Here is a 24,865-nt window from a genome sequence, read left to right on the forward strand (position 1 = left end):
ACGTTCTGAGTTACGCGGCCCGCTGCTCGGCCGGCTCCTCGTGGTCGCCGGGCAGCGGGCTCGGCGCGTCGATGAGCCGGCGCAGCAGGTCGGGGCGTGCGGCGGGCGTGACATCTGCGAGGAGCGCCGCCAGGACCGCGATCCGGGTCTGGCCCGCGCGCAGCGTGCCGCTGAGCACGGCGCCTGCCGCGACCAGGTCCACGGCGCCGCCGCCCGTGTAGATCTCGGCGAGCGGCCCCGCGGATACGCGCGTAGAAACGGCGACGAGGACTCCGCGGCGTACGGCTGCCGACACCGCGTCGACCAGCTCCGGCGTCGCGTTCCCCGCGCCCGTGGCCACCAGCACGATGCCGCGCGCGCCTGCGGCGACGGCGGCGTCGAAGAGCGTGGCGTCGGCGTCGCTGTGGTGCATGACGATGTCGACGCGCGGTATCTCCCCGCCTGCCGGCTGCGGCAGCGGGGCCGGGCGGCTCGGCTTGTGGCGCAGGTCGACGCGGCCGAAGCCGAGGCGGCCGAGCGGGCCCGCGGACGGGTCGGAGAACGCGTCGGCCGCGAGGGTCTGGGTCTTCACGGCGCCGCGGGCCGCGTGCACCTTGCCGTCGAAGGCGATGAGCACGCCCGCGTCCCGGACGTTCGCGGCGACCTGCAGCGCGTCGTACATGTTCCCCGGGCCGTCGCCCTCGGCCTGGCCGAGCGGCTTCTGGGCGCCGGTGAAGACGACCGGACGCGGATCGTCGTGGTGCAGGTCGAGCAGGAACGCGGACTCCTCCAGGGTGTCCGTGCCGTGCGTGACCACGATGCCGTCGACGCCCGGGTCGGCGAGCACCTCGCGCACCGTGCGCAGCAGCGTCAGCTGGAGCTCCGTCGTCATCCGCGAGCTGTTCACGTTGAACAGGTCGACGACGTCCACCTCGACACCCTCCGGCAGCGCGGCCGTCGCCAGCACCGTGTCCCCGCCGGCGTCGGCGGCGTAACCGGTGCCCTGCCAGCGGCTGGCGATGGTGCCTCCGGTGCTGATGAGGGTGATGCGTGCCATGTGACCTTCCTCGCCAAGAGTCGGCGCTCCCGCGCGCGTGGGGGAGCGTATGTTCGATCTACAGCAAGGATAAATCGTGATCTGCGCAATCGGATTGCGAATCCTGGCCGATGATCGGGACAACCGTGGTGCATGATTGCGCCATGGACCGGATCGACCTGCACATCTTGCGTGAGCTCCAGGAGGACGGCCGCCTGAGCAATCAGGACCTGGCCGCCCGCGTGGGCCTCAGCCCGTCCCCGTGCATGCGCCGCGTGCGGCAGCTGGAGAAGGACGGCGTCATCCAGGGGTATCGCGCGATCGTCGACCCGGAGTCCGTCGGCCGCGGCTTCGAGGTCCTCGTCTCCATCGAGGTGCGCCGCGACCGCGCCTCCGTGGAGGCCTTCGAGCACGCGCTCCAGGACATCCCCGACGTCGTCGAGGCCTACCGGCTCTTCGGCAGCCCCGGCTGCATGCTGCGCATCGCGGTCGCCGACCTCGCCGCGTACGAGCGCCTGTGGATCGAGCGGCTCACCGCGCTCGACGGGGTCACCGAGGTGAACTCGCAGATCATCATGAAGCGCATCAAGGAGCCGAAGGGGCTGCCGGTCTAGCCGACAGCCCCCGCCGGCGGGCTACTGCTCCCGCAGGCTCAGCACCAGTTCGCGCGGCAGCCCGTGCGTGTCGTGCAGATAGTGCAGGTCCTCCTCGGTCAGCGAGCCCTGGAACCGCGGCCGCGACAGCAGCTTCCTGCCGCGCTCCAGGAGCCGGTCGAAGCTCAGCTCCTCGTCGAGCAGCACCTGACGGACGTACGACGGGTCGACGTCCTGGCCGAAGTGGTCGAGGGTGTGCCGGATCAGCTCGACCGGCAGGTCCCCGAGCGTGCGGGTCGGATCCTCGCGGCGCAGCACGGTCAGCACCCGCCGGAGCAGCCGGCGCAGTACGTACCCGCGCCCGGTGTTCGACGGCCGCACGCCGTCGCCGACGACCACGACGGACGAGCGCAGATGGTCGCCGACGACGCGGAACGACGGCTCGTCCAGCGGCCACAGGCCCGGAAGCAGCCGCCGCCACGGATCGAAGACGTCGCACTCGAACACCGACTGCTTGCCCTGGAGCAGCGAGGACAGCCGCTCCACGCCGAGCCCCGTGTCGACGTTGCGCTGGGGGAGCGGCACCAACGAGCCGTCGTCGAGGCGCCGGTAACGCATCGTCACGTGATTCCACACCTCCACCCAGCGCTCGTCCTTGGTCGGGCTCGACTCCGGCGGGGTGTCACCGGTCCACAGGAAGATCTCCGAGTCCGGGCCGCAGGGACCGGTCGGCCCGTTGTCCCACCAGTTGTCCTCGACGGTCTCCTCGACCGGCACCCCGCGCCGCTCCCACACCTCCCGCGAACCGGTGTCGGGGCCCACCTGTCCGTCGCCGCCGAACACGGTCACGTACAGCATCCGCGGATCGATGCCGAAGCCCTCGGTGAGCAGCTCGTACCCCCACTCCAGGCTCCGCGGCCCCTCGTAGTCGCCGAGCGACCAGGTGCCGAGCATCTCGAAGACCGTCAGATGCGTGGGGTCGCCGACCTCCTCCAGGTCCGTGGTCCGCAGGCATCGCTGTACGTTGACGAGCCGTCGGCCCAGCGGATGCGGGCGGCCCTCCAGGTACGGGGTGAGCGGGTGCATCCCGGACGTGGTGAACAGGACCGGGTCGCCGGGCGGCGGCAGCAGCGTCGAACCGGTGACGCGGCGGTGGCCGCGGTCCTCGTAGAACTCGGTGAACGTGCGGATGACGTCGTCGGTGCGCATGGGGTGACTCCTTCGCGTGATGCGGGCGAAAGGCACCGGAAGCGGCCGGGCGGAACGTACTGCGACAACGAAAACACCGGCGGCCGTTTCCGGTCGCCGGTGGAAAGGTGAATACGTCAGGCGGCGGCAACCGGCGAGCTGGTCGCTCGCGCGGTCGCGGTGCTGAAACTGCGGCGCATGACGTTCATACGTCGACGATAACGCGGCCCGCCCAGCACGGGCCAGGCATTTTCGGGGGCCCGGTCAGTAGCGCCGGACCGCGCCCCTCGCCACGGAGGACAGCAGCGAACCGATGGCGATGCCGATCACGAGATACACGCCCGCGGTGCCGAGCTTCGCCTGCCACGTCAGGCCCGTCGTGAACGGAAGCAGCACCATGACCGCCGTCGCGAGGCCGATGATCCAGGTGAAGAAGCGCTCGGGCCGCGGGGTCGCCACGATCAGCAGGTGGAGGAGGACGGTCGCGCAGAGGGCCGCCACGGCGGCGCCGCCCGCGAGCGCGCCCGTGGTCGCGTTGCCCATCAGGCCGTCGCCCTCCGGCGCGAACACCGGGACGTCGAGCACACCCCGTACGAGGAGGAGCGCGACCACCGCCGTGAGCGCGGCGATCACGGCGGTCATCAGGCCGCCCGCCCACAGCTTTCCGGCGTCGAGGCGGGGCTGCGGCTGCGGCTGTGGCTCGGGTGCGTAGCCGGGGTCGGCCTGGCCGTACTGGCCGTAGGACTGGCCATAGGACTGGTGCCCGTAGGGCGAGTTCTGTGGATCCACGATGAGGCTTTCCGGTCGAGTTCCGGGTACGGCGGATGTCCGGTGCAGTCTTGCTCGCCGTGGTCGCCCCCGCATTTCGGGCGAACCATCCGGGGCACGCCGGTGCCCTCGCTGTTCACCCACCTGGCGCCGTCCGCTCGCCGGGCGGCGGCGCAGCGGTTCCCCTTGCATTCAAAACAGCCCGCGTGCGCGCGCTGAGAAGGAGGCAACGGTGGCGGACGACACGGCGCCCATGGGCCCCGCCGAGCAGGCCGAACTCGCGCGGCTGCGGGGCCGGGTGGCCGAGTTGGAGGCCGAGCGCGGGAGTGGTCGGCGGCGCCACCGGGGGCGGTCCTTCCTCGCCGTCGTGCTGATCGTGATCGGCTGTGTCCTCGCGCCGCTCGGCATCGTCGCGTCCTGGGCGGCGGACCAGGTCGGCGACACCGATCGCTATGTCGACACCGTCGGCCCGCTCGCCTCCGACCCCGACATCCAGAAGGCCGTCGCGAACCGCGCCACGAACGCCGTCATGCGGCGGATCGACCTGCAGTCGCTGCTCTCCGAAGTGCCCACCGACGACCGGCCGCTCGTGGAGAAGTCCCTCGGCAAGCTGGGCGACTCCCTCGAAGGCGCGGTCCGCAGCTTCGTCCAGGACAAGGCGCAGGCCGTCGTCGCCTCCGATGCCTTCGAGAACATCTGGAAGCAGACCAACCGCAAGGCCCACAGCGCCCTCGACAAGGCGCTGACCGGCAGCGGCGGCGGGGCGGTCAAGCTGGAGGGCGGCGACACCGTCACCCTCGACCTCGGCCCGGTCGTCGAGCAGGTCAAACAGCGGCTCGTCGACTCCGGCCTCACCGTCGCCGCGAAGATCCCCGAGGTCCACACCGACTTCACGCTCGTCACGAACGACAACATCGGCAAGGTCAAGACGTACATGCGGCTGCTGCAGGTGATGGGCAACTGGCTGCCGGTGCTCGCGCTCGTCCTCGTCGCCGCGGGCGTGCTGGTCTCCGTACGCCGCCGCAGGTCGCTCGTGGCCGCGGCCCTCGCGGTCGCCGTGAGCTGCGGTCTGCTCGGCATCGGGCTGCGCGTCTTCCGCGTGATCTACCTCGACCGGCTGCCCGCGAACGTCTCGCAGGACGCGGCGGCAGCGGTCTACGACACCATGACGCACTTCCTGTTCACCATGGTCCGGATGGTCGTCGCGCTCGGTGTCGTCGTCGCGCTCGGCGCGTGGCTCACCGGGCGCGGGAAGCGGGCGGGCGTGGTGCGCGGGCTGTGGACCTCCGGCATCGACGGAGCGCGGCTCGCCGCGGACCGGGCCGGATTCCGCACGGGTCCGGTCGGCCCGTTCGTGCGCCGCTACCGGACATGGATCGTCTGGATCCTGATCGCGGGCGCGCTCCTCGTCTACCTGCTGTGGTCGTACCCGACCGGGTGGGTGGTCGTCGGGATCGCGCTGTGCCTGCTGTTCCTGCTGGCGGTGGTGGAGTTCCTGGCGGCGGAGGGCGGTGGGGACGACGCGGCGGAGGTGCCGGGCGGGACCCCGCCCACGCCGACCGCGGTCTGAGGCGGGAGCAGGGGACGGTGAGGGTGATGGGAAAGGTCGACGCGGCCACGGTCGGCCGCATGACGGACACCCTGTTCATCGAGCGCTCGTGGAAGAGCCCCAGCTCGACGAGGTTCTGGGGGTTGCTCGTGCTGGCGGCGGTGATCGCGAGCGCGGGCGTGGTGGGCGACTCGACCGCCACGGTCATCGGCGCGATGATCGTCGCCCCGCTGATGACACCGATCCTCGGCAGCGCGCTCGCCCTGGTCCTCGCGGACCGCTCCCAGGTCGTACGGTGCGTGCTGCTCGTCCTCGGCGGGGCGCTCGCGGTCGTGGCGATCGGGATGCTGCTGGGGTGGATCGCGGCGCCGCCCGACGACTTCGCGTCGAACTCGCAGGTGTCGTCCAGGATCAGCCCGCGCCTCATCGACCTGCTCGCGGCGCTCGCGACGGGCACGGTGGGCGCGTTCGCGCTGGTCCGCGCGGACATCTCCGACACGCTGCCGGGCGTCGCGATCGCCATCTCGCTGGTGCCGCCGCTGGCCGTCACGGGGCTGCTGATCACGGTGGGCCGGTTCCACGACGCGGGCGAGTCGGCTCTGTTGTTCGCCACGAACGTCGCCGCGATCGTGGCGACCGGGACCGTGGTCTTCCTCGTGTACGGGATCCGGGGCGCGGCGCAGGACTCCGCGCGGTACGTGGGGGAGTTCCACGGCCGCACGCTGGTGGCGGTGGTCGGGGTCCTGCTGCTGATCGCGGTGCCGTTGACCACGGGCACGGTGTCGGTGTGGCGGGACAGGATCCTCGCGGCGGACGCGCGGCCGGTCGCGGAGAAGTGGGCGGCTACGGGGAAGTGGCAGATCGCGTCCGTGGAGGCGCGTCAGGGCGTGGTGGTGATCGGCGTCCTCGGCCTGCCGCCCCAGCCGGCCCCCACGGCCCTGCGCACCGCCCTCGACCGCAACGGCATGTCCGCCGCGGACCTTGAGCTCCACCTGGTGGGCGGGCGTACGCACTGGTGCGCGGCGGGCGGCACGACGTGTGAGGTGCGGGGGACGGGGTCCGGTTGACGTTCCTGCTGCGCGGCACCGGGGGCCGGGGCTCTTGCCGGGGTCGGCGCCCCTGGCCCTGGTTGCGCGGCACCGTGCGCCGCCTTGCCCACCCTGCCGCCCAAGGCGGCAGATTGCCCAAGGCGGTGGCGGCCACCCGCAACCGTTGCGGCACCCCGTGGTGCCGACGCCCCTGGAGGGGGCGGGTGGGTGGGATATTGGGCGGGGGCCTGGCGGGGCGGTGCGGGCAGGTATTTCAAGCCCCTGCGGCGATTGAGCAGCGGGGGCCGGGGCAGAGCCCCGGGAGCGTAACGCCGGTTCGGCACATCAAGCCCCTGCGGCGATTGAGCAGCGGGGGCCGGGGCAGAGCCCCGAGGCCGTAACCCCGGGGCCGCGAAGGTCAGGCCGGTAGCCGGGAGAGGATCGCCGCGAAGTCCGCCGCAGGCGGGACCGTGCCGAAGGCGAGGCCGCAGTCGCCGGCCAGGCGCGTCGCGCAGAACGCGTCGGCGACCGCAGTCGGAGCGTGTCGCACCAGGAGCGAGCCCTGAAGAACCAGCGCCGCCCGTTCGATCAACCGCCGCGCACGGAGCTGCGCATCCTCGGGCGAGCCCAGCTCGGCCTGGAGCTCGCGCCACGCCGCGTCCAGGCGGACATCCGCCCCGGCCGCCGCCTCGACCTCCGCCCGGAACGCCTCCAAAGACTCCGGCTCACGCGTCAACGCCCGCAACATGTCGAGCGCGTTGACGTTCCCGGACCCCTCCCAGATCCCGTTGAGCGGCGCCTCACGGTAGAGCCGCGGCATGCCTGACGCCTCGTCATACCCGTTGCCGCCCAGGCATTCCAGCGCCTCCGCGACCGCCACCGGCTGCCGCTTGCACACCCAGTACTTGCCGACCGCCGTGGCCAGCCGCAGAAACGCCCGCTCACCCGCGTCCCCGCGCTGCGCACGGTCCGCGGCCCCCGCGAGCCGCAGCCCGAGCGTCGTCGCCGCCTCCGACTCCAGGGCCAGGTCCGCGAGGACGTTCCGCATCAACGGCTGGTCGATCAACTTCGCCCCGAACACGGACCGGTGACGCGCATGGTGCGCCGCCTGCGCCAGCGACTCCCGCACATGCGCCGCCGAACCCAGCACACAGTCGAGCCGCGTCATCGTCACCATGTCGATGATGGTGCGCACGCCCTTGCCCTCGTCCCCGACGAGCCACGCCACCGTGTCGTCGAACTCCGGCTCACTGGACGCATTCGAACGGTTCCCGAGCTTGTCCTTCAACCGCTGGATACGGAACGTATTGCGGCTGCCGTCCGGCAGCACCCGCGGAACCAGGAAGCAGCTCAGCCCGCCCGGCGCCTGGGCGAGCACCAGGAACACGTCGTTCATCGGCGCCGACGTGAACCACTTGTGCCCGCGCAGCCGCCACGTACCGTCCGACTGCTCCACCGCGGCCGTCGTGTTCGCGCGCACGTCCGTGCCGCCCTGCTTCTCCGTCATGCCCATCCCGGCGAGCAGCCCGCGCTTGTCGGCGGGGGCGCGGAGCCCGGGATCGTAGACGGTGCTGGTGAGCAACGGCTCGTAGACCTTGGCGAGTTCGGGCGCCCGGCGCAGCGCGGGTACCACCGCGTACGTCATGGAGACCGGGCACATGTGCCCCTGCTCCAGCATCGTGGCGACCATGAAGGTGCCCGCGCGGGCCACGTGCGCGCCGGGGCGTTCGTCCGCCCATGCGGAACCCGCCGCGCCCGCGGCCACCGTCGCGCTCATCAGCGAGTGGTACGAGGGGTGGAAGTCGACCTCGTCGACGCGGTTGCCGTAGCGGTCGTGGGTGCGCAGCTCGGGCTCGTACCGGTTGGCCTGGTCGGCCCAGAGGCGGGCCTCCTCGCTGCCGACGTAGCGGCCGAACCGGTGCAGCTCGTCGATGTGCCACTCGGCGCCCTCGCGGCGGACGCCCTCCAGGAGCACCGGGTCGTCGGCCGCGTCGTGCCCGGTCAACGGCGGTGCCTGGTTGGTGACTTCGTGTGTCACCGAGGGATTCGAGTGCATCAGGGGCTCCTCCAATGGGTCCGGGTGAGTGCGGGTCAGGCAGTGGCCGGCGCGCCCGCGCAGCGCAGCGCCATGGCGGTGAGTTCGGTGATCAGTTCGCCGCCGGCCGCCTCGTCGTGGGCGGCGAGCGGGTCGGCGAGCACCTCGCCGATGGCGCCGGTGAGCGCGGCCGCGGTGATCTCACCGTTCTGCTTCGGCAGCAGGCCCGCCGCCATGCCCTCGTGCACGACCTCGGCGAACAGGGTGTGGTACCGACGCCGGTAGTCGATGCGCTCGGCGCCGACCTTGGGATCGGCGGGGGCGACGAGCAGGGCGTGCGCGAGGCCCCGGTTCTCCAGGGCACGCCGGGCGAACACCTCGACGCCGCGCCGCAGGCGGAGCACCGGGTCGCCGTCGCCGTGCAGCACCTCGCCGATCACCGTCACCTCCCGCGCGGCAGCGCGCCGGAACACCTCGACCGCGAGCGCCGCCTTCGACGGAAAGTGCTGGTAGACCGAGCCCGCCGCGATCCCGGCCGCGTCGGCGACCGCCGTCACGGACGCCTGCGCCCAGCCCACCTCGGCGACGACGGAGGTGGCGCAGGCGACCAGGTGTTCGCGGGCCGCTTCGAGGCGGCGAATTTCGGCTGGGGTCTTGCGGTAGGCCATGCAAGCAGTGAACCATCATTCAGAGTTTCCCGCCATGGTCGGTTTCCCGCCGGCGAGGCCGTCAGGAGAACGTGATGCATCTCAGTGCCCTGCTGGACAGCGCTGTTCGCTCGGGCAGTACGAAGGAAGCCGTCGTCTACCGCGAACAGCGGTGGAACTACCGGGAGTTCGGTGCCGCCGCGCGCCGCGCCGCCACCGTGCTGCACGACGCGGGCCTGCGCCCCGGCGACCGGCTCGCCGTGATGACGCACAACACCCCGGCGTTCGTCTTCGCCGCCTTCGGTGCGTGGCACCTGGGCGCGACCCTCGTACCGTTCAACCACAAGTTCCAGACCGGCGAGGTCGCGCGCCAGCTGAAGCACTGCGGGGCGCGCGCCGCCCTCGTCGACGCGGAGATCGGCGAGCGGGCGACCGCCGCGGACCCGGGCGTGCGCTGGCTGACCAGCCACCCGGACGCCCCGGCCGGCGCGCTGCCGACGGACTCCTTCGAGGCGCTCCTCGCCGCCGCCGCGCCATGGACCGGCGAGGACCGCCCGGACAGCGACGTGGCGGAGATCCTCTACACGTCCGGCACCTCGGGCACGCCCAAGGGCTGCGTCCACTCGCACCGCACCGCCGCCCTGACCGCCGCGTACTCCGCGGCGACGATGTCGATGCGCGGCGACGAGCGCTTCCTGATCTGCATGCCGATCTGGCACGCGGCGCCGCTCAACAACATGACGCTCGGCACCCTCTTCGCGGGCGGCACGGTGGTGCTGCAGCGCGAGTACGAGCCCCGCGGCATGCTGGAGACCGTCCAGCGCGAGCGGATCACCGCCCTCTTCGGCGCGCCCATCGCGCTCATCGCCCCGACCCAGGCCGTCCCCGACTTCGCCGATTACGACGTGTCGTCCGTCCGCGCCTGGCTCTACGGCGCGGGCCCGCTCGACGCGGACACCGTGCGCCGCCTGATGAAGGCGTACGGCACCGAGAACTTCCAGCAGGTGTACGGGATGAGCGAGACCGGGCCCGCGGGCGCCTCGCTCACCGCGGCCGAGCACGCGGACAAGGCGGGCGCGATCGGGCGCGGCGGCATGCCGGGCGTGGACCTGCGCGTCGTACGCCCCGACGGGAGCGACGCGGAGGCCGGCGAGAGCGGCGAGATCTGGCTGCGCACGGACACCCGGATGCTCGGCTATCTGGACGACGAGGCGGCCACCGCCGAGGTGTTCGCCGGTGACTGGTACCGCAGCGGCGACCTGGGACGGATCGACGAGGACGGCTATGTCACGCTCGTCGACCGCATGAAGGACGTGATCATCACCGGCGGCGAGAACGTCGCGTCGCAGGAGGTCGAGGGCGCGCTGCGGGGCCACCCGGACGTACTCGACGTCGCCGTCGTCGGCCGCCCGCACCCGCAGTGGGGCGAGACGGTGGTGGCCTTCGTCGTGCCGCGCGAGGGTGCGGGGCTCGACCTCGCCGGGATGCGCGCGTGGCTGGAGGAGCGGATCGCCCGCTACAAGGTGCCGCGCGAGCTAATCCTGCGCGACGCCCTGCCGCGCACGCCCTCGGGCAAGATCACCAAGCATGTGCTGCGGGCCGAACTGGCCTGAGGGGCCCCGCTGTAGGGTCTCGGCATGGCCGATGAGCAGGTACAGCAAGCGCGCAGGGGGCCGGGCCGGCCGCGCCAGGAGCACGTCACCAGGGCCGTGCTCGAGGCCGTCGTGGAGCTGGTGGCGGAGGAGGGCATGGGCGCGCTGACCATGGACGCCGTGGCGACCCGCGCGGGCGTGAGCAAACCGGCCATGTACCGGCGCTGGCCCACCAAGCAGGACCTGATCATCGCCGCGGCCGAGTCCCGCGTCGGGGCGCTCACGGTGCCCGACATGGGCGACTTCCGGGCCGAACTGCGCGCGGTCCTCATGGAGCGCGTCCGCGCCTACCGGCAGCCCGGCGTCGGCCGGCTGCTCGCCGGGGTGATCGCCGCCGCGGCGGAGGCGGGCGCGGGGCGCGAGGCCTTCCAGGCGTACGTGACGCGGGTGACGAGCGAGACGCGGCACCTGCTGGAGCGCGGCATCGCGCGCGGCGACGTACGGCCCGACGTGCCGATCGTCGACGTCACGACCCTCATCGCCTCGTCGCTGGTCTTCCGGCTCGTCGCCGAGCAGCGGGTGCCGGAGAAGGAGCTGGTCGACTCCGTGGTGGAACTGATCGGCAGGGCGGTCGACGTCCGCCCGTGAGGGGTGTGACCGTCCGCTGACCCTCGGTCATCTCCCGTACGTGCCGGGCGAGTTGGTGCCCGGTGCGGCTTTTGTGCTGCCCGGACGGCCTCCCGCGACCCCCGTGGAACTTTCCTGAAATCCATCACCCCTGACCCCTTGCCCCGCCGCGATCCAATATCGATACTGCCGGTTACGTAATAGCGTTCGCTGTAGGGAGGACCCCCCATGCACGACGTCGCGACGGCCCCCGTCGAGAACCCCAAGCCGGTGCTGGACAAGCCCCTGATGCGCTACGGGCGCCGCGTCCTGGACCGGCTCGCGCCGGGCGCGGAGCAGGTGGCCTACAAGCTCTTCGAGGTCGAGCCGCTCACCCCGCACTTCGGGGCCGTGCTCAACGGCGTCGATCTGACGAAGCCGATCACCGAGGAGCTCGCCGACGAGCTGCGCGCGGCGCTCCTGGAGTGGAAGGTGATCTTCTTCAGGGGGCAGACCGGCTTCAACCCCGAGAACCACCTCGCACTCTCGGCCGTCTGGGGCGAGCCGGAGCCCAACCCGTTCTTCCCGAAGACCGGGACCGTGGGCCTGTCCCGGCTCGCCAAGGACGCCAAGGCCGCCGGCAACAAGAACATCTGGCACAGCGACCACTCGTTCATGGTCAACCCCTCGCTCGGCGCCGTGCTGCGCGCCGTCGAGGTGCCCGCCGCGGGCGGCGACACCATGTGGTGCGACATGGGCGCCGCGTACGACAACCTCCCCGACGACCTCAAGGAGCGGATCGAGAACCTCACCGCGGTCCACGACTGGGAGGCCAGCTGGGGCGCGCTCATGAACGACGAGCAGAAGGCCGCCTTCCGCGCCGACTGGCCGCAGGTCGAGCACCCCGTCGTCGTGCGCCACCCGCGCAGCGGCCGCAGGACCCTGTACGTGAACGAGCCGTTCACCCGGTACATCAAGGGCCTGTCCGAGGAGGAGAACCGCGAGCTCCTCGACATCCTCGTGCTCCAGGCGCGCATCCCCGAGTTCCAGATCCGCTTCCACTGGGAGCCGGACTCGATCGCCATCTGGGACAACATCGCCGTGCAGCACTACGCGGTCAACGACTACTTCCCGGCCAAGCGCGTGATGGAGCGCATCGCCATCGCCGGCGTACCGCTCTCGTGACCGCGGCACCGACCCTGCCCCAGCAGCCCGCTGGGGACGTCGGGGGCACCCGAGGCAGCAGTGCCCGCGCCTGGACGGTGACCGCGCTCCTCGTGGTCTTCATGATGGTCAACTTCGCGGACAAGTCCGTGCTCGGCCTCGCCGCCGACGAGATCCGCGCCGATCTGCACCTGAGCGCCACCCAGTTCGGGCTCGCCAACAGCGCGTTCTTCCTGCTCTTCTCCGTCGCCGCGATCGTCGTGGGGATGGCGGCGGACCGGGTGTCGCCGAAGCTGCTGCTCCTGGTGATGGCCGTGCTGTGGTCCGTGGCGCAGGTGCCGGCGGCCATCGGCGGAGGGCTCGCCGTGCTCATCGGCTCGCGGATCTTCCTGGGCGCCGCGGAGGGCCCGGCCTTCCCCGTCGCCCAGCAGGCCACGCTCTCCTGGTTCCCCAACGACAAGCGGAACCTGCCCGGCGCGCTGATCACCATCGGCATCACGCTCGGCGTGATCATCTCCGCGCCGAGCCTGTCCTGGGTGATCCAGAACCACGGCTGGCGCTCGGCCCTGTGGGTGCTCGCCGGGATCGGCGTGGTGTGGGCCGTGCTGTGGTCGCTGTTCGGCGCGGACAGCCCGCGGGCCCGCGCGACGACGACCACGAAGGCCGCCGACGACGGCGCGTCCAGGGTCCCGTACCGGAAGATCTTCGCCAGCCGTACGTGGATCGGGACCACCCTCGCGTACTTCATGAGCTACTGGTCCGTGGCCCTGATGCTGGTGTGGATGCCGTCCTATCTGCGCAACGCGCTGGACTACTCGGCGGCCACCGCGGGCAGGCTGGTCGTCCTGCCCTGGGCCGTCGGCGCCGTCGTGCTGCTCGGGCAGGCCGCCCTCACCGGGCGGCTCATGCGGCGCGGCGTCGTCAGTCGGAAGGCCCGCGGCTGGGTCGGCGGATTCATGCTCGCGATCGGCGCCGTCTGCTGCCTCCTGACGCCGTTCGTCGACTCGGTGCCCGCGCAGACCGTGCTCGTCGCCCTCGGCTTCGGCTTCAGCGGCTCGTACGCCACCGTGGCCGCGACCACCGTCGCCGAACTCGCCCCCGCCGCCCGCAGCGGCGGCGCGCTCGGCCTCATGAACGCCCTCGTCACGGTGTCCGGACTGCTCGCGCCCGCCGTCGTCGGCGCCCTCGTCGACGCGCAGGGCGACGCCGGCTACCAGCACGCCGTGCTCGTGACGGGAGTCCTCGTCGCGATCGGCGCCGTCCTCGCCTTCGCCCTGATCGACCCGGAGCGCGACCGCGCCCGGTTGACGGGCTGAGCATCCGTCACGCAGCCTGCCCTTACCGGTGGTTACCCCTGGATGACATGATCCTCGGACGAACACCCCCACTTTCTCAGCCCTCTTCACCCCCACCCGCGTTCCCAAGGAGTTGACCGTGAGCGCCGCAGCAGCACTCGACACCTCACCGCTGGACCAGGCCGTCCGCGACCTGCGCGAGCACGCCCCGTCCTGGACCGCGACCCCGCTGGAGGAGCGCATCGCGCTCCTGGAGCGGACGCTCCCGCGGATCGCCGAGGGCGGCGCCGCGATGGTCGCCGACGCGTCCGCGGCCAAGGGCTACGCCGAGACCTCCGAGTGGGCCGCCGAGGACTGGATCACCGCGCCCTGGGCCCTCGCCCAGACCATCACCGCGTACCTGCACGTCCTGCGCCGCCTCGCCGCGGGCAAGGAGCCGCTCGACCCCAAGTCGGTGCGCAGCCACGAGGGCCGCACCGTCGTCGACGTGTTCCCCACCCTGGCCTCCGACCGGCTGCTGCTCAACGGCTTCACCGCGCAGGTGTGGACGCTGCCCGGCACCACCCGCGAGCAGGTCCTGGCCCGCGCGGCGGGGGAGTACCGGGGCCGCCCCGGTGAGCCGGCCGTCTCCCTGGTGCTCGGCGCGGGCAACGTCGCGTCGATCACCCCGCTCGACATCCTCCAGAAGCTGTACGCGGAGGGCGAGGTCGTCATCGCCAAGATGAACCCCGTCAACGCCTATCTGCGCCCGCACTTCGAGAAGGTCTTCGCCGAGTACGTGGACCGCGGCTGGGTCCGCTTCGTCGACGGCGGCGCCGCCGAGGGCGCGTACCTCACCGGGCACGAGGACATCGACACCATCCACGTCACCGGCAGCGAGCGCACCCACGACGCGATCGTGTGGGGCACCGACGAGCAGGCCGAGCAGCGCCGCGCGGCGGACACGCCGCTCAACGAGAAGCCGTTCACGAGCGAGCTCGGCGGCGTCAGCCCCTGCATCGTGACGCCGGGCCCGTGGAGCGACGCGGACCTCCGCTTCCAGGCCGAGCACATCGTGACGAGCAAGCTCAACAACTCCGGCCACAACTGCATCGCCACGCAGGTCCTCGTGGTCCCCCGCGACTGGGACGGCACGGAGAAGCTCCTCGCCGAGATCCGCAAGGTCCTGCGCGAGCTGCCGCCCCGCCCCGACTACTACCCGGGCGCCGCCGACCGCGTCGCCAAGGTCACGGACGCCCACCCGGCCGCCGAGAAGCTCGGCATCGACGACTCCTGCCGCGTCCTCGTCCCGGAGATCGAGGGCATGGACGACGTCCTGATCACGGACGAGGTGTTCGCGAGCACGCTCGGCGTGATCCGCCTCCCGGGCGCCGACGCGCCGCACTTCCTGGCCGCGGCCACGGAGTTCGCCAACGACAAGCTCCCCGGCACCCTCGGTGCCACCCTCCTCGTCCACCCGAAGACGGAGCGCGCCCACTCCGGCGCGGTCGCCGACGCCATCGCCGCGCTGCGCTACGGCACGCTGGGCGTCAACGTCTGGTCGGCCTTCGGCTTCCTGCTCGGCTACACCCCGTGGGGCGCCTTCCCCGGCAACACCCGGAAGGACATCGGCAGCGGCATCGGGTTCGTGCACAACGCGTTCATGCTGGAGGACATCGAGAAGACGGTGGTGCGCGCCCCGTTCGCCCCGTCCCCGCGCGGCCTGTTCACCGGCTCGCCCTCGCTCTCCCCGCGCCCGCCGTTCTACGTCACGAACCGCACGGGCCTGACCACGATGAAGCGCCTCACGAACTACACGACGGCCCCCTCGGCAGCAAAGCTCCCGTCCATCTTCGCGTCGGCGCTGCGGGGCTGACCCATCAAGCTGCGGGTGGGTAAATCAAGCCCCGCCGGCGATTGAGGCGCGGGGTCCGGGGCGGAGCCCCGTGACCTGCGGACGCTCGACCGCAACAAAGACTCCGGCCGGCTCACCGTGTGGGGCGGTGGGCCGGCCGGTGACACTCACCCACCCAGCACACGCGCCTTCTCGCGCGCGAATTCCTCATCCGTGAGCAACCCCTGCGCCTTCAACTCGGCAAGCGCCTGAAGCTGCGAAACCCGGTCACCCCCGCCGGAGGCAACCGGCGCGGGCTGAGCCATCGGCGCCTGGTACGCCGCCTCCGCCTCCATCTGGCGCCGCATGTCACGATCGGCCATCCTGCGGTTCACCCGCCCCGAGACCGCGGACGCGGTGCCGGAGATGACCGCCGTGCGGGCGATGGTGCCAAGGAGTCCGGGCCGTCCGAATCGTTGCGGCATGCTGACCGTCCTCTTCGTTCTCTTGCGTCGATGTGTCGATGTGTCGTCAGGCCGTGGCGAGGGCTTCGATGGCCTCGTCGACGGTCTCTCGCGGGATCCGCTCGAGCATCAGCACCTGTCCGTTCGAGTCGCGCACGGCCGTGCCGAGGCGGGCGGCCCAGGTGTTCTCCCAGGCCAGGACGAGCGCGGAGGACGAGGCCGGAAGGTTGTCGGAGACCGTCTTCAGGTCCTCGTCGCTGAGCAGGTCGAAGCGCACGTCGGCCACCTGCTGGAACAGCTCGGTCACCTCGGGGTCGCCGAGCTCGACGACATCGACGGACCCGTCTGCCGCCTTGCGGATGAAGCACAGGTCGAGGATCCGTACGGTCCCGTCCTTCTGCAGGTCACGCAGCGCGGGAGCGACATCGCCGCTGAACCGGTTGCCGTCGAAGGCGAGCACGGCGACATCCACCGGGCCCACGGTGTCGGCGTTGAGGCCACTGGCCACGAGCGAGCACCTTCCCTAGGTTGCTTATCCGGACTAAACGGATGAAACAGATGAAACGGATACTAGGGCGAGGGTACAGCGAGGGCGAGCGCGGCGGCCCGGGCCGTAAGGCCCGTCGGCTCAGCGACGGGACACGTACGCGGGCTGCGGGGACTGCGTGCCCAGGAGTTCGGCGAGGCCCTGGCGGGTGGCGGCGAGGACGACCCGGTCGGTGGGCCGCAGCACGTAGCCGGGGTCCAGCTGCCAGACGGGGCCGGGCTCGGGCGTCGACTCGTCCTCCTCCGGGGCCGTCCCCGGGTCGGTGCGCCGCTCGCCGGGCGCGGTGGAGTCGACGGCCAGCACCCGCCAGGCACCGGCCCGGAACGACGCGGCGACCGTACGCCCCTCCAGGTGCGGGTGGCCCGCGACGTCCAGCGCGGCGAACAGCAGCACACGCCGCTCGACCGGGATCGCGCCCAGCACCTGGCGGCCCATCATCGCCCCCGCGAAGGCGGGCGCCGCGAGGGTCGTGACGCTGCGGCTGCGGGTGAGGGCGAGCGGATGGGCGGCGCGCAGCGTGCGGTAGACGGCGGTGGCGAAGGCGTCGTCGTACAGGCGCAGGCTCACCTGGAGGTCGGGCTTGACCGAGCGGGCGTACAGGGCGGCCTCGAGGTTCGTGGTGTCGAGGCTGGTGAGGGCGAGGAAGGCGCGCGAGCGGCTCACCTTGGCGGCCTCCAGGACGCCCTCGTCGCGTACGTCGCCGATGACGGTCGGCACGCGCAGGCGGCGGGCGAGCGGGATGCCGCGGGCCTCCGGGTTCTCCTCCACGCACACGACGGGGACGCCGAGTTCGTGCAGCCGCGCGAGGACGCGGGTGCCGATCTTGCCGAGCCCGAGCAGCACGACGTGCCCGGACAGGCCGCGCGGCGGGCGGCGCAGCGCGGAGGCGGTGCGGAAGGTGCCCATCGCCTCAAGGACCGCGGCCATCAGCACCGGGAGCAGCAGCAAGCCGGCGAAGCCGGTGAGGAGTTGGATGATCTGCCGGGCCGCGGGCTCGCCGATCGCCGGCTCGTCGATGGCGAACAGGTCGAGCATGGTGAGATAGCCGGCCCGCCACGGATTCGACTCGGTCGTCGCCCAGGTGGCGAGCGCGAGACCGAGCACGCACACCACGAGCACCGCCAGCGACCAGCGCACGCGCCGCGAGAACAGCGAGCCGAGCGGCAGCGCCCGCGCGGCGAGGCGCCGCGGCGGCAGCGAGGGCTCCGACGGTGTGACGGTGTCGAGGACGACGCTGCCGCGGCCGACCGCCGCGGCGATCTCCCGGTCGTCCGGCAGCAGTACCGGCTCCTCCTGGCCCGAGGTGTCCGAACCCTCCGTGTCCGACGGGTCGTTGTTCGACGACGAGAGGATGGCGAGCGTGCACAGGCCGGGGGTGTCGGGGGCCCGGCCACGGCCGCGCGGGGCGCGCTCCACCGCGCGCAACAGCAGCCCGTCGGCCTGCACCACCTTTCCGGTGCCCGCCACGGCGGTCGCGGCGAGCGCGGGCGCGGCCGTGTCGGCGTCGGACAGGATCGTGGTGGAGGTGTCGAGGCCCTCCCCGATGAGCTCCGGCCGCGCCAACGCGGCTGCCTGGTCGAGGAGTTGGGCCAGATGCTGGCCGAGCTTGCGGTCGAAGAGCCGGATCACGAGACGCAGGCGGGGATTGAGGCGGCGGGCCGCGAGCGCGGCGCGGATGTTGGTCTCGTCGTCGTCGTGCACCAGGGCCAGCGCGTCCGCCCGCGCCACGCCCGCCTCCGTCAAAGCGTCCTCGCTGAGCACCGCCGCCTCCATGACGCGCGGCGCCTGACCGGCGAGCGAGTCGTCGTCGGACGGCGCGAGCCGGCCCATCGCGGCCTGCACCCGGCTCAGCAGCGCGGCGGCCCGCATCCGGCCGCCGCCCTGCGCGGGTTCGCCCGCGGTGCGCGTCGACGGTACGACGATGGTGACCTGGGCGCGGTACAGCTCGCGCAGTTCGGTGCCGAGCCGCTCGGCCAACGCGTCGTCGCCGCACACCACCATGTGGCGGGGCAGGGGCGTCTGTTGGAGCGGCTCGGGCTCTTCGGTCTGCTGGGGCTGGTGGGGGAGTGACACCGTGTCATGGTGCGTGTTCGATGTGTGTGGCGTCCACCGACACCGGGGGCGACCGCGTGAAAAACCGGTGGCGGGGGCATGAGGGCCCTGGTTATCGTCGTCGGTGTTGGGGCGGCCACGGCCGCCGTGGAGTGTGCGCCGAGCGCGTGATCGAGGAGGTGTCGACCGATGGCTGTCGTCGAGACGGGCGTTGCCCGCATCCGGAAGTTCATCAAGTCCACCTCTGTGGCCACCGGCTGACCTCACCCTTTTCTCTGCTTTTCCTCGCCGGGGCCACCCTTTGAAGGGTCTCCCCTTGTCTTTCTCTGCTTCTGGTTCTCTCGACGCGTACGGCTGGGACGCCGACTGGGCGGACGCGTTCGAATCCTTCGCCGCGCGCGGCCTCGTGCCCGGGCGGGTGCTGCGCGTCGACCGCGGGCAGTGCGACCTCGTCACCCCGGAAGGGGTGGTGCGCGCCGACACCGAGTACGTCGTGCCCCGCGACCCCATGAAGGTCATCTGCACCGGCGACTGGGCCGCCGTCGATCCGGCCGGGGCCGACCCCCGCTACGTACAGGCGTATCTGCCGCGCCGGACCGCCTTCGTGCGCTCCACCTCCTCCAAGCGGTCCGAGGGGCAGATCCTCGCCGCGAACGTGGACCACGCGATCATCGCGGTGTCGCTCGCGGCCGAGCTCGACCTCGGGCGGATCGAACGGTTCCTCGCCCTGGCGTGGGAATCGGGCGCGCAGCCCCTGGTCGTCCTCACCAAGGCCGACCTCGTGCCGGACCCGGTCGGCCTGTCGTATCTCGTCTCCGACGTCGAGACGACCGCGCCCGGCGTGCAGGTGCTGCCCGTCAGCGCGCTCGACGGGGCCGGTACGGAGGTGCTGCGGGCGGTCGTCGCCGACGGTACGTCCGTGCTGCTCGGGCAGTCGGGGGCCGGGAAGTCGACGCTGGCCAACGCGCTGATGGGCGTGGACGTGATGGACGTACAGGCCGTCCGTGACATGGACGGCAAGGGGCGGCACACCACGACCACCCGCAATCTGTTCGCCCTGCCGGACGGCGGCGTGCTCATCGACACGCCGGGGCTGCGGGGGGTCGGTCTGTACGACGCCGAGGGCGGTGTCGGGCAGGTCTTCGCGGAGATCGCGGCGCTGGCGGAGGACTGCCGGTTCCACGACTGCGCGCACACGGTCGAGCCGGGGTGTGCGGTGCTGGCCGCGCTGGCGGACGGGTCGCTTCACCAGCGGCGTCTGGACAGTTACCGCAAGCTTCTGCGGGAGAACGAGCGGCTCGCGGCGCGGACGGATGCGAGATTGCGGGCGGATCTGCGGAAGGTGTGGAAGCAGCGGGGGGCGGAGGGCCGGGCCGCCCTGGAGGCCAAGCGGGGTGGCCTCCGCTAGCTCGTTCGGCCTGCCCCGGGGTTGCGGCCTCGGGGCTCCGCCCCGGACCCCGCGCCTCAATCGCCGGCGGGGCTTGATTTACCGGCACCGGTGCTCTCAGTGCCGCGTCCGATTTCCGCCAGCCGGAGGGTGCGGGACACGGCACACTTGAAGCGTGATGACCGACGAAGACACGCGATACGAAGCCGTTCGGAGCCGCGACGCGCGGTTCGACGGGGAGTTCTTCTTCGCCGTCGAGACGACCGGGATCTACTGCCGGCCGAGCTGCCCCGCGGTCACCCCGAAGCGGCACAACGTCCGCTACTACGCCACCGCCGCCGCGGCCCAGGGCTCCGGTTTCCGGGCCTGCCGCCGCTGCCGCCCCGACGCGGTGCCGGGCTCCGCCGACTGGAACGTGCGCGCCGACGTCGTGGGCCGCGCGATGCGGCTCATCGGCGACGGGATCGTCGACCGCGAGGGCGTCGGCGGGCTCGCCACCCGGCTCGGCTACAGCGCCCGCCAGGTGCAGCGCCAGCTCACCGCCGAGCTGGGCGCCGGCCCGGTCGCACTCGCCCGCGCCCAGCGCGCCCACACCGCGCGCGTCCTGCTCCAGACGACCCCGCTGCCGGTCACCGAGATCGCGTTCGCGGCGGGGTTCGCGAGCGTGCGGCAGTTCAACGACACGATCCGCGAGGTGTACGCCCGCACGCCCACGCAGCTGCGCGCCGAGGCACCCGACAAGCGCCGCGCCGCCGCCCCCGCCGCCGGAATCCCCTTGCGCCTCGCCCACCGCGGCGCCTACCGGGCCGGTCCCATATTCGATCAGCTCGGCGCCGAACTCCTCGACGGAGTCGAGGAGTTGACCGGGCCGCCCGGTGCCCGCACCTTCCGGCGCGCGCTGCGCCTCCCGTACGGCACCGGTGTCGTACGGGTCGACGAGACCACGCACGACCAGCCCGGCGCGCAGGCCGAGCACCGGGGCGGCTGGCTGGACGCACGACTCCAGCTGACCGATCTGCGGGATCTGACGACCGCCGTGGGCCGACTGCGCCGCCTCTTCGACCTCGACGCCGATCCGTACGCGATCGACGAGCGGCTCGCCCTCGACCCGCGGCTCGCCCCGCTGGTCGCCGCCCGGCCCGGACTGCGCTCGCCGGGTGCCGCCGACCCCGACGAACTGGCGTTGCGCCTGGTCGCCGGGCCCGCGGAGGCCGCGCGGCTCGTCGAGCGGTACGGCAAGCGGCTCGACGCGCCCAGTGGCACCGTCGAGCGGCTGTTCCCCGCCCCGGACGAGCTGTCCGACGAGCCCGGCACGCTCGGCGAACTCGCCCGCGCCCTGCGCACCGGCGCGCTCCGCCTCGACCCGGGCGCCGACCGCGACGACGCCGAAGCGGTGCTGCGCGCGCTGCCCGGCATGAGCCCGCGCACCGCCGCCCTGATCCGGCTGCGGGCCCTGGGTGACCCGGACGTGGGCGTGCCCGACGACTCCCCGACCGATGACGCGTGGCGCCCCTGGCGCTCGTACGCGCGTCAACACCTCATCGTAGAAGGACAGTTGTGACCACCGAACGCCGCACGGCCCACCCCACGACCTACACGACTCTGCCCAGCCCGCTCGGCGAGCTGCTGCTCACCGCCGACGCCTCCGGCGCCCTCACCTCCCTCTCCGTCCCCGGGCAGAAGGGCGGCCGGGTCGTCGGCGAGGGATGGGTGCGCGACCCCGCGCCGTTCGCCGAGGCGGAGCGGCAGCTCGCCGCCTACTTCGCCGGTGAACTCAAGGAGTTCGAGCTGGAGTTGAGGCCCGAGGGCACCGAGTTCCGGCGGCGGGTCTGGGACGCGCTCGACGCCGTGCCCTACGGGGCCACCACCACGTACGGCGAGGTGGCCGCCCGCATCGGCGCCTCGCGCGCCGCCGTCCGGGCCGTCGGCGGCGCGATCGGCGCCAACCCGCTGCTCATCGTCCGCCCCTGCCACCGGGTGATCGGCGCGAACGGCGCCCTGACCGGATACGCGGGCGGCCTGGAGAAGAAGGTCGAACTGCTGACCCTGGAGGGCTCCCTCTGACAGCGGTGCGCGGGAGGCCCGACTGCGTTCACGGGCCGAGCGCCACCGCCGCCGTGTACCCCTCCGGCACCGGTACGTCCCGCAGTGTCCAGCCGTCCGGCGTGCCGGGGGAGCCCGCGAGCGTACCCACGTAGTCGCGGTCGGTGCCGCGGGAGAGGCCCGTGCCGAGGCCCTTCAGGTAGGCCTCCTTGCGGACCCAGGCGCGGGCCACCGCGAGCCGGCGCGCCTCCGGGTCCGCGAGGGCCGCCAGTTCCGCGCGCTCGCGCGGGTGCAGCACCGCCGTGAGCTCCTCGGCGACCTTGGCCGAGGGCAGTTCCTCCACATCGGCGCCGACCGGCGCGGGCGCCAGCGCCACCAGGGCCAGATCGCCGCTGTGGGAGAGGGAGAAGTGCAGGTCGGGGGCGTCCGCGAGGGCCGGGCGGCCGTGCGGTCCGCCGCAGCCGGGGCAGGCGAGCCGCGTGAACCGTACGTCGCCGGGGGCACGGCCCAGTCGCTCGCCCAGGATGCCGCGCAGCGCGAGGTGCGCGGCGACGTAGCGCACCCGGTGCCGGTCGAAGTGGAAGGCCGCGGCGCGCCGCCTCTCGTCGGCATCGAGCACCTCGGGCGCGTCCGTGCCGGGTGTCTCCGCCGCGGTGTCCACCAGCCACAAGTCGACCGCCCCCGCAGCGGGCAGTTCCCGCACGCCGCCGTCCACGTCGTCCCCCTTCGTTCCTACGCGTCGCGCTTCGCGCGGCTCCGCCAGCGCACGATCACATACGCCCCGAGCGCGACCACCGCCGCCCCGAGCACCACCTTCGACAGCACCCCGACGTACCGCTCCACGAGGTCCCACTGGTCGCCCAGCCAGTATCCGGCCAGGATCAGCGCCGCGTTCCAGATCAGCGAGCCGACCGCGGTCAGGGCGAGGAACACCGGCAGGCGCATCCGCTCCACGCCCGCCGGGATCGAGATGAGGCTGCGGAAGATCGGCACCATTCTGCCGAGCAGCACCGCCTTCGTGCCGTGCCGCCGGAACCACGCCTCCGTGCGCTCCAGGTCCGCGACCTTCACCAGCGGAATCCGGCCCCACAGCGCGTACATCCGCTCACGGCCGATGGCCCGGCCGACCCAGTACAGGACCGCCGCGCCGGCCACCGAGCCGAGCGTCGTCCACACGATCGCCGAGAGGAGGGTGATCGTGCCCATGCTCGCGGCGAAGCCGGTCAGCGGCAGGATCACCTCGCTCGGCAGCGGCGGGAACAGGTTCTCCAGGGCGATCAGGAATCCGGCGCCGGGGCCGCCGAGCGTGCCGATGAGGTCGGCGGCCCAGCCGGCCAGGCCGCCGGTGGGCTCGGCCGTGGCGGCCTGGGTCAGGGAATGCATACGAGGCGTGTCTCCAGCGTGGACGGTTCCCCGATAGTAATGGTTCGGCAAAGTCCGCCGATCGGCCCCCGATTCAAGGTCCGCCGCTCAACCCCAGATCACGGCCCCCAGCCACGCCCCCACGATCAGCAGGCACGCGAACAGCTCCACCAGCACGTTGGACCCTCCGGCCCGCATGGCCGTGCGCGTCGACGCGAGCGCGTCCCCGTGGCTTCCGAGCCGCAGCCGCTCCGACACGTAGATCCCGCCCATGAACCCCGGAATCGCCCCGACCACCGGGATCACGCAGAACCCGATGACCGCGCCCGCGCCCGCCCAGAACTCCAGGCGGCGGGTCGCCCCCGCCTGCCGCAGCCGGCGCGGCGGCAGCTGCCAGCGCAGCACCTGGGAGGCCAGCAGGACGGCGGTGGCGCCGACGAGGAGACCCCACGCGAGGCTGCCCGGCTCCCGCAGCGCCCACACGGCGACCGCGGCCCACACGAGCCACGATCCGGGTACGCCCGGCACCAGCACCCCGCACAGGCCCAGCGCCATCACGGCACCGACCAGGAGGAGTTCCCACGCTCCCATGGGGACAGGGTCCCCCAAGTGCGGGGAAAGCGCAGGTCAAAAGAGTCCCCATGGGTCTCAGCGGGCCACCCAGCCCCGTTCGTACGCATGCCACCCGAGCTGCAGCCGCGTCGTCACGCCCGCCAGCTCCATCAGCCGTTTCACCCGCCGCTGCACCGTCCTGAGCCCCAGGTCCAGCTGCTTGGCCACGCTCGCGTCGGTCAGGCCCGCCAGCAACAGCGAGAGGATCTCCAGGTCGAGGCCGTCGGGCCCCTCCGCGGCGACCTCCTCCACCTCGCCCGACGCCCCGAGCCGCAGCGGCAGCGCCTGCCGCCACACCGCCTCGAAGAGCCCGTTCAGCGTCTCCAGCAGACCGCTCGCATGCACCACGAGCGCGGCGGGCTCCGCGGCGTGCCGGGTCAGCGGCACCATCGCGAGCGCCCCGTCGGCGATCACCAGCTTCGTCGGCACCCGGTCCACGACCCGCACCTGCTCGTCCCGGCCGATCGCCGCCGACAGCTCGGTCAGGCCGGCCGGCATGGAGAGCACCTCGCGCTCGATGACGACGCGGTAGCCGACACCCCGGCTGACGGCCCGCTCCTCCGCGTCGTTCTCCGTGGCGGGCACCGCGATCGGGTTGCCGGTCACGAGGGCGCACACCTCGTCGGCCGCGCCGAGCTGGATCTGCAGGAACCGCTGGGCCGCGGCCGCCGCCCCCGTCACCACCTCGACCAGATCGTGCGCGGCGGGCTCGGTGGCCTGCGCCCGGAACTCGGCGGCGAGCCGGGCCGCCGCCAGCTCAGCCTCGTCCAGCTCGTGCCGCCGCTGGGTGAGCAGCGCGCCGAGCGCGACCCCGGGCGGCGCCGCGACCCAGCGCCCGGGCCGCGCCGACGACTGGGCGGCGAGGCCGTGCTGTTCCAGGCGGCGCAGCGCGTGCTCGGTCTCGGGCTCGGCGCGGGTGAGCCGGCGCGCCAGATCGGGGACGTCGGCCGCGCCCACCGCGACGAGCGCCCGGTACGCCGCCTCGTGCCCCTCGTCCAGACCTATCGCGTGCAGCATGCGGCGATCCCCTCCCCAGTGAACCGTTCCAACACCCCCCCCGTGGCGGGAAACAGCCACGGCACATTCCCGCCGCACCCATCTTCCC

Annotated in this window: 23 protein-coding genes; 11 read left to right on the forward strand and 12 right to left on the reverse strand. The window is 72.7% G+C overall.

Going from position 1 to position 24,865, the window contains the following annotated elements; all coding sequences use genetic code 11:
• Positions 1-10 precede the first annotated feature (10 nt).
• Positions 11-1,036, reverse strand: coding sequence for an asparaginase (locus ACZ7L4_RS08395; protein WP_472100847.1), 1,026 nt, complete (start codon positions 1,034-1,036; stop codon positions 11-13).
• 143 nt (positions 1,037-1,179) lie between these two features.
• Here ACZ7L4_RS08395 and ACZ7L4_RS08400 point away from each other — a divergent pair, with 143 nt between their 5' ends.
• Positions 1,180-1,629, forward strand: a complete 450-nt coding sequence (locus ACZ7L4_RS08400; RefSeq protein ID WP_450817957.1) for an Lrp/AsnC family transcriptional regulator — start codon at positions 1,180-1,182, stop codon at positions 1,627-1,629.
• A 21-nt stretch (positions 1,630-1,650) separates the two neighbouring features.
• Here the strand turns inward: ACZ7L4_RS08400 and ACZ7L4_RS08405 are convergent, their stop codons facing one another.
• Positions 1,651-2,817: an alanine--tRNA ligase-related protein gene (locus tag ACZ7L4_RS08405; RefSeq protein ID WP_472100849.1), complete on the reverse strand. Its 1,167-nt coding sequence runs from the start codon at positions 2,815-2,817 to the stop codon at positions 1,651-1,653.
• Between the two features lie 243 nt (positions 2,818-3,060).
• A complete protein-coding gene (locus ACZ7L4_RS08410) occupies positions 3,061-3,585 on the reverse strand; it encodes a DUF6069 family protein (protein WP_450817955.1) in 525 nt (174 codons plus the stop codon).
• A 232-nt stretch (positions 3,586-3,817) separates the two neighbouring features.
• Between ACZ7L4_RS08410 and ACZ7L4_RS08415 the strand changes: the two genes are divergently transcribed.
• Positions 3,818-5,134, forward strand: coding sequence for a hypothetical protein (locus ACZ7L4_RS08415; RefSeq protein WP_472101958.1), 1,317 nt, complete (start codon positions 3,818-3,820; stop codon positions 5,132-5,134).
• A gap of 26 nt (positions 5,135-5,160) precedes the next feature.
• Complete coding sequence (locus ACZ7L4_RS08420) at positions 5,161-6,180, forward strand: DUF389 domain-containing protein (RefSeq protein WP_472100851.1); 1,020 nt, start codon at positions 5,161-5,163, stop codon at positions 6,178-6,180.
• A 379-nt stretch (positions 6,181-6,559) separates the two neighbouring features.
• On the opposite strand, the gene ACZ7L4_RS08425 is transcribed toward ACZ7L4_RS08420, so the two are convergent.
• A complete protein-coding gene (locus ACZ7L4_RS08425) occupies positions 6,560-8,197 on the reverse strand; it encodes an acyl-CoA dehydrogenase family protein (protein WP_472100853.1) in 1,638 nt (545 codons plus the stop codon).
• A 35-nt stretch (positions 8,198-8,232) separates the two neighbouring features.
• Positions 8,233-8,844 carry a TetR/AcrR family transcriptional regulator gene (locus tag ACZ7L4_RS08430; protein WP_472100855.1) on the reverse strand — a complete coding sequence of 204 codons (612 nt, stop codon included), beginning with the start codon at positions 8,842-8,844 and terminating at the stop codon, positions 8,233-8,235.
• A 74-nt stretch (positions 8,845-8,918) separates the two neighbouring features.
• Here ACZ7L4_RS08430 and ACZ7L4_RS08435 point away from each other — a divergent pair, with 74 nt between their 5' ends.
• The 5 genes from ACZ7L4_RS08435 to ACZ7L4_RS08455 all read left to right on the forward strand — a co-directional run bounded on the left by ACZ7L4_RS08435 (position 8,919) and on the right by ACZ7L4_RS08455 (position 15,335).
• Positions 8,919-10,436: a class I adenylate-forming enzyme family protein gene (locus ACZ7L4_RS08435; RefSeq protein WP_472100857.1), complete on the forward strand. Its 1,518-nt coding sequence runs from the start codon at positions 8,919-8,921 to the stop codon at positions 10,434-10,436.
• Positions 10,437-10,460: 24 nt separating this feature from the next.
• Entirely contained in the window at positions 10,461-11,063 is a 603-nt protein-coding gene (locus tag ACZ7L4_RS08440) for a TetR/AcrR family transcriptional regulator (RefSeq protein WP_472100859.1), read from the forward strand.
• A 207-nt stretch (positions 11,064-11,270) separates the two neighbouring features.
• Positions 11,271-12,206 (forward strand): TauD/TfdA dioxygenase family protein, encoded by a 936-nt coding sequence (locus tag ACZ7L4_RS08445; protein ID WP_472100861.1) that lies wholly within the window; start codon positions 11,271-11,273, stop codon positions 12,204-12,206.
• Complete coding sequence (locus tag ACZ7L4_RS08450) at positions 12,203-13,501, forward strand: MFS transporter (protein WP_472100863.1); 1,299 nt, start codon at positions 12,203-12,205, stop codon at positions 13,499-13,501. Before ACZ7L4_RS08445 ends, ACZ7L4_RS08450 begins: the two co-directional genes overlap by 4 nt.
• 118 nt (positions 13,502-13,619) lie before the next feature.
• Positions 13,620-15,335: an aldehyde dehydrogenase family protein gene (locus tag ACZ7L4_RS08455; RefSeq protein WP_472100864.1), complete on the forward strand. Its 1,716-nt coding sequence runs from the start codon at positions 13,620-13,622 to the stop codon at positions 15,333-15,335.
• Positions 15,336-15,481: 146 nt separating this feature from the next.
• On the opposite strand, the gene ACZ7L4_RS08460 is transcribed toward ACZ7L4_RS08455, so the two are convergent.
• The 3 genes from ACZ7L4_RS08460 to ACZ7L4_RS08470 all read right to left on the reverse strand — a co-directional run bounded on the left by ACZ7L4_RS08460 (position 15,482) and on the right by ACZ7L4_RS08470 (position 18,305).
• Entirely contained in the window at positions 15,482-15,778 is a 297-nt protein-coding gene (locus ACZ7L4_RS08460) for an SHOCT domain-containing protein (protein WP_472100866.1), read from the reverse strand.
• Positions 15,779-15,824: 46 nt separating this feature from the next.
• Positions 15,825-16,265, reverse strand: coding sequence for a DUF6325 family protein (locus tag ACZ7L4_RS08465; RefSeq protein ID WP_385762046.1), 441 nt, complete (start codon positions 16,263-16,265; stop codon positions 15,825-15,827).
• Between the two features lie 120 nt (positions 16,266-16,385).
• The gene (locus ACZ7L4_RS08470) at positions 16,386-18,305 is read right to left on the reverse strand and encodes a potassium channel family protein (protein ID WP_472101960.1); all 1,920 of its coding nucleotides are present in this window, start codon (positions 18,303-18,305) and stop codon (positions 16,386-16,388) included.
• A 367-nt stretch (positions 18,306-18,672) separates the two neighbouring features.
• Here ACZ7L4_RS08470 and rsgA point away from each other — a divergent pair, with 367 nt between their 5' ends.
• The 3 genes from rsgA (at position 18,673) to ACZ7L4_RS08485 (ending at position 21,807) form a co-directional block, all read left to right on the forward strand.
• Positions 18,673-19,764: a ribosome small subunit-dependent GTPase A gene (rsgA, locus tag ACZ7L4_RS08475; RefSeq protein ID WP_472100868.1), complete on the forward strand. Its 1,092-nt coding sequence runs from the start codon at positions 18,673-18,675 to the stop codon at positions 19,762-19,764.
• Positions 19,765-19,921: 157 nt separating this feature from the next.
• Positions 19,922-21,304, forward strand: coding sequence for an Ada metal-binding domain-containing protein (locus ACZ7L4_RS08480; protein ID WP_472100871.1), 1,383 nt, complete (start codon positions 19,922-19,924; stop codon positions 21,302-21,304).
• Entirely contained in the window at positions 21,301-21,807 is a 507-nt protein-coding gene (locus ACZ7L4_RS08485; protein ID WP_472100873.1) for a methylated-DNA--[protein]-cysteine S-methyltransferase, read from the forward strand. The genes ACZ7L4_RS08480 and ACZ7L4_RS08485 overlap by 4 nt, the downstream gene beginning before the upstream one ends.
• A gap of 28 nt (positions 21,808-21,835) precedes the next feature.
• Here ACZ7L4_RS08485 and ACZ7L4_RS08490 read toward each other — a convergent pair whose 3' ends face one another.
• From ACZ7L4_RS08490 to ACZ7L4_RS08505, 4 genes are all read right to left on the reverse strand, one after another.
• On the reverse strand, positions 21,836-22,501 hold the full coding sequence (locus ACZ7L4_RS08490) for a 4'-phosphopantetheinyl transferase family protein (RefSeq protein ID WP_472100875.1): 666 nt from the start codon (positions 22,499-22,501) through the stop codon (positions 21,836-21,838).
• Between the two features lie 17 nt (positions 22,502-22,518).
• A complete protein-coding gene (locus ACZ7L4_RS08495) occupies positions 22,519-23,169 on the reverse strand; it encodes a DedA family protein (protein WP_472100877.1) in 651 nt (216 codons plus the stop codon).
• A gap of 87 nt (positions 23,170-23,256) precedes the next feature.
• On the reverse strand, positions 23,257-23,739 hold the full coding sequence (locus ACZ7L4_RS08500; RefSeq protein ID WP_472100879.1) for a DUF456 domain-containing protein: 483 nt from the start codon (positions 23,737-23,739) through the stop codon (positions 23,257-23,259).
• Between the two features lie 57 nt (positions 23,740-23,796).
• Positions 23,797-24,777, reverse strand: coding sequence for a helix-turn-helix transcriptional regulator (locus ACZ7L4_RS08505; protein WP_450811872.1), 981 nt, complete (start codon positions 24,775-24,777; stop codon positions 23,797-23,799).
• Positions 24,778-24,865: the final 88 nt, after the last annotated feature.

The organism is Streptomyces sp. NPDC107575 (assembly GCF_055657265.1).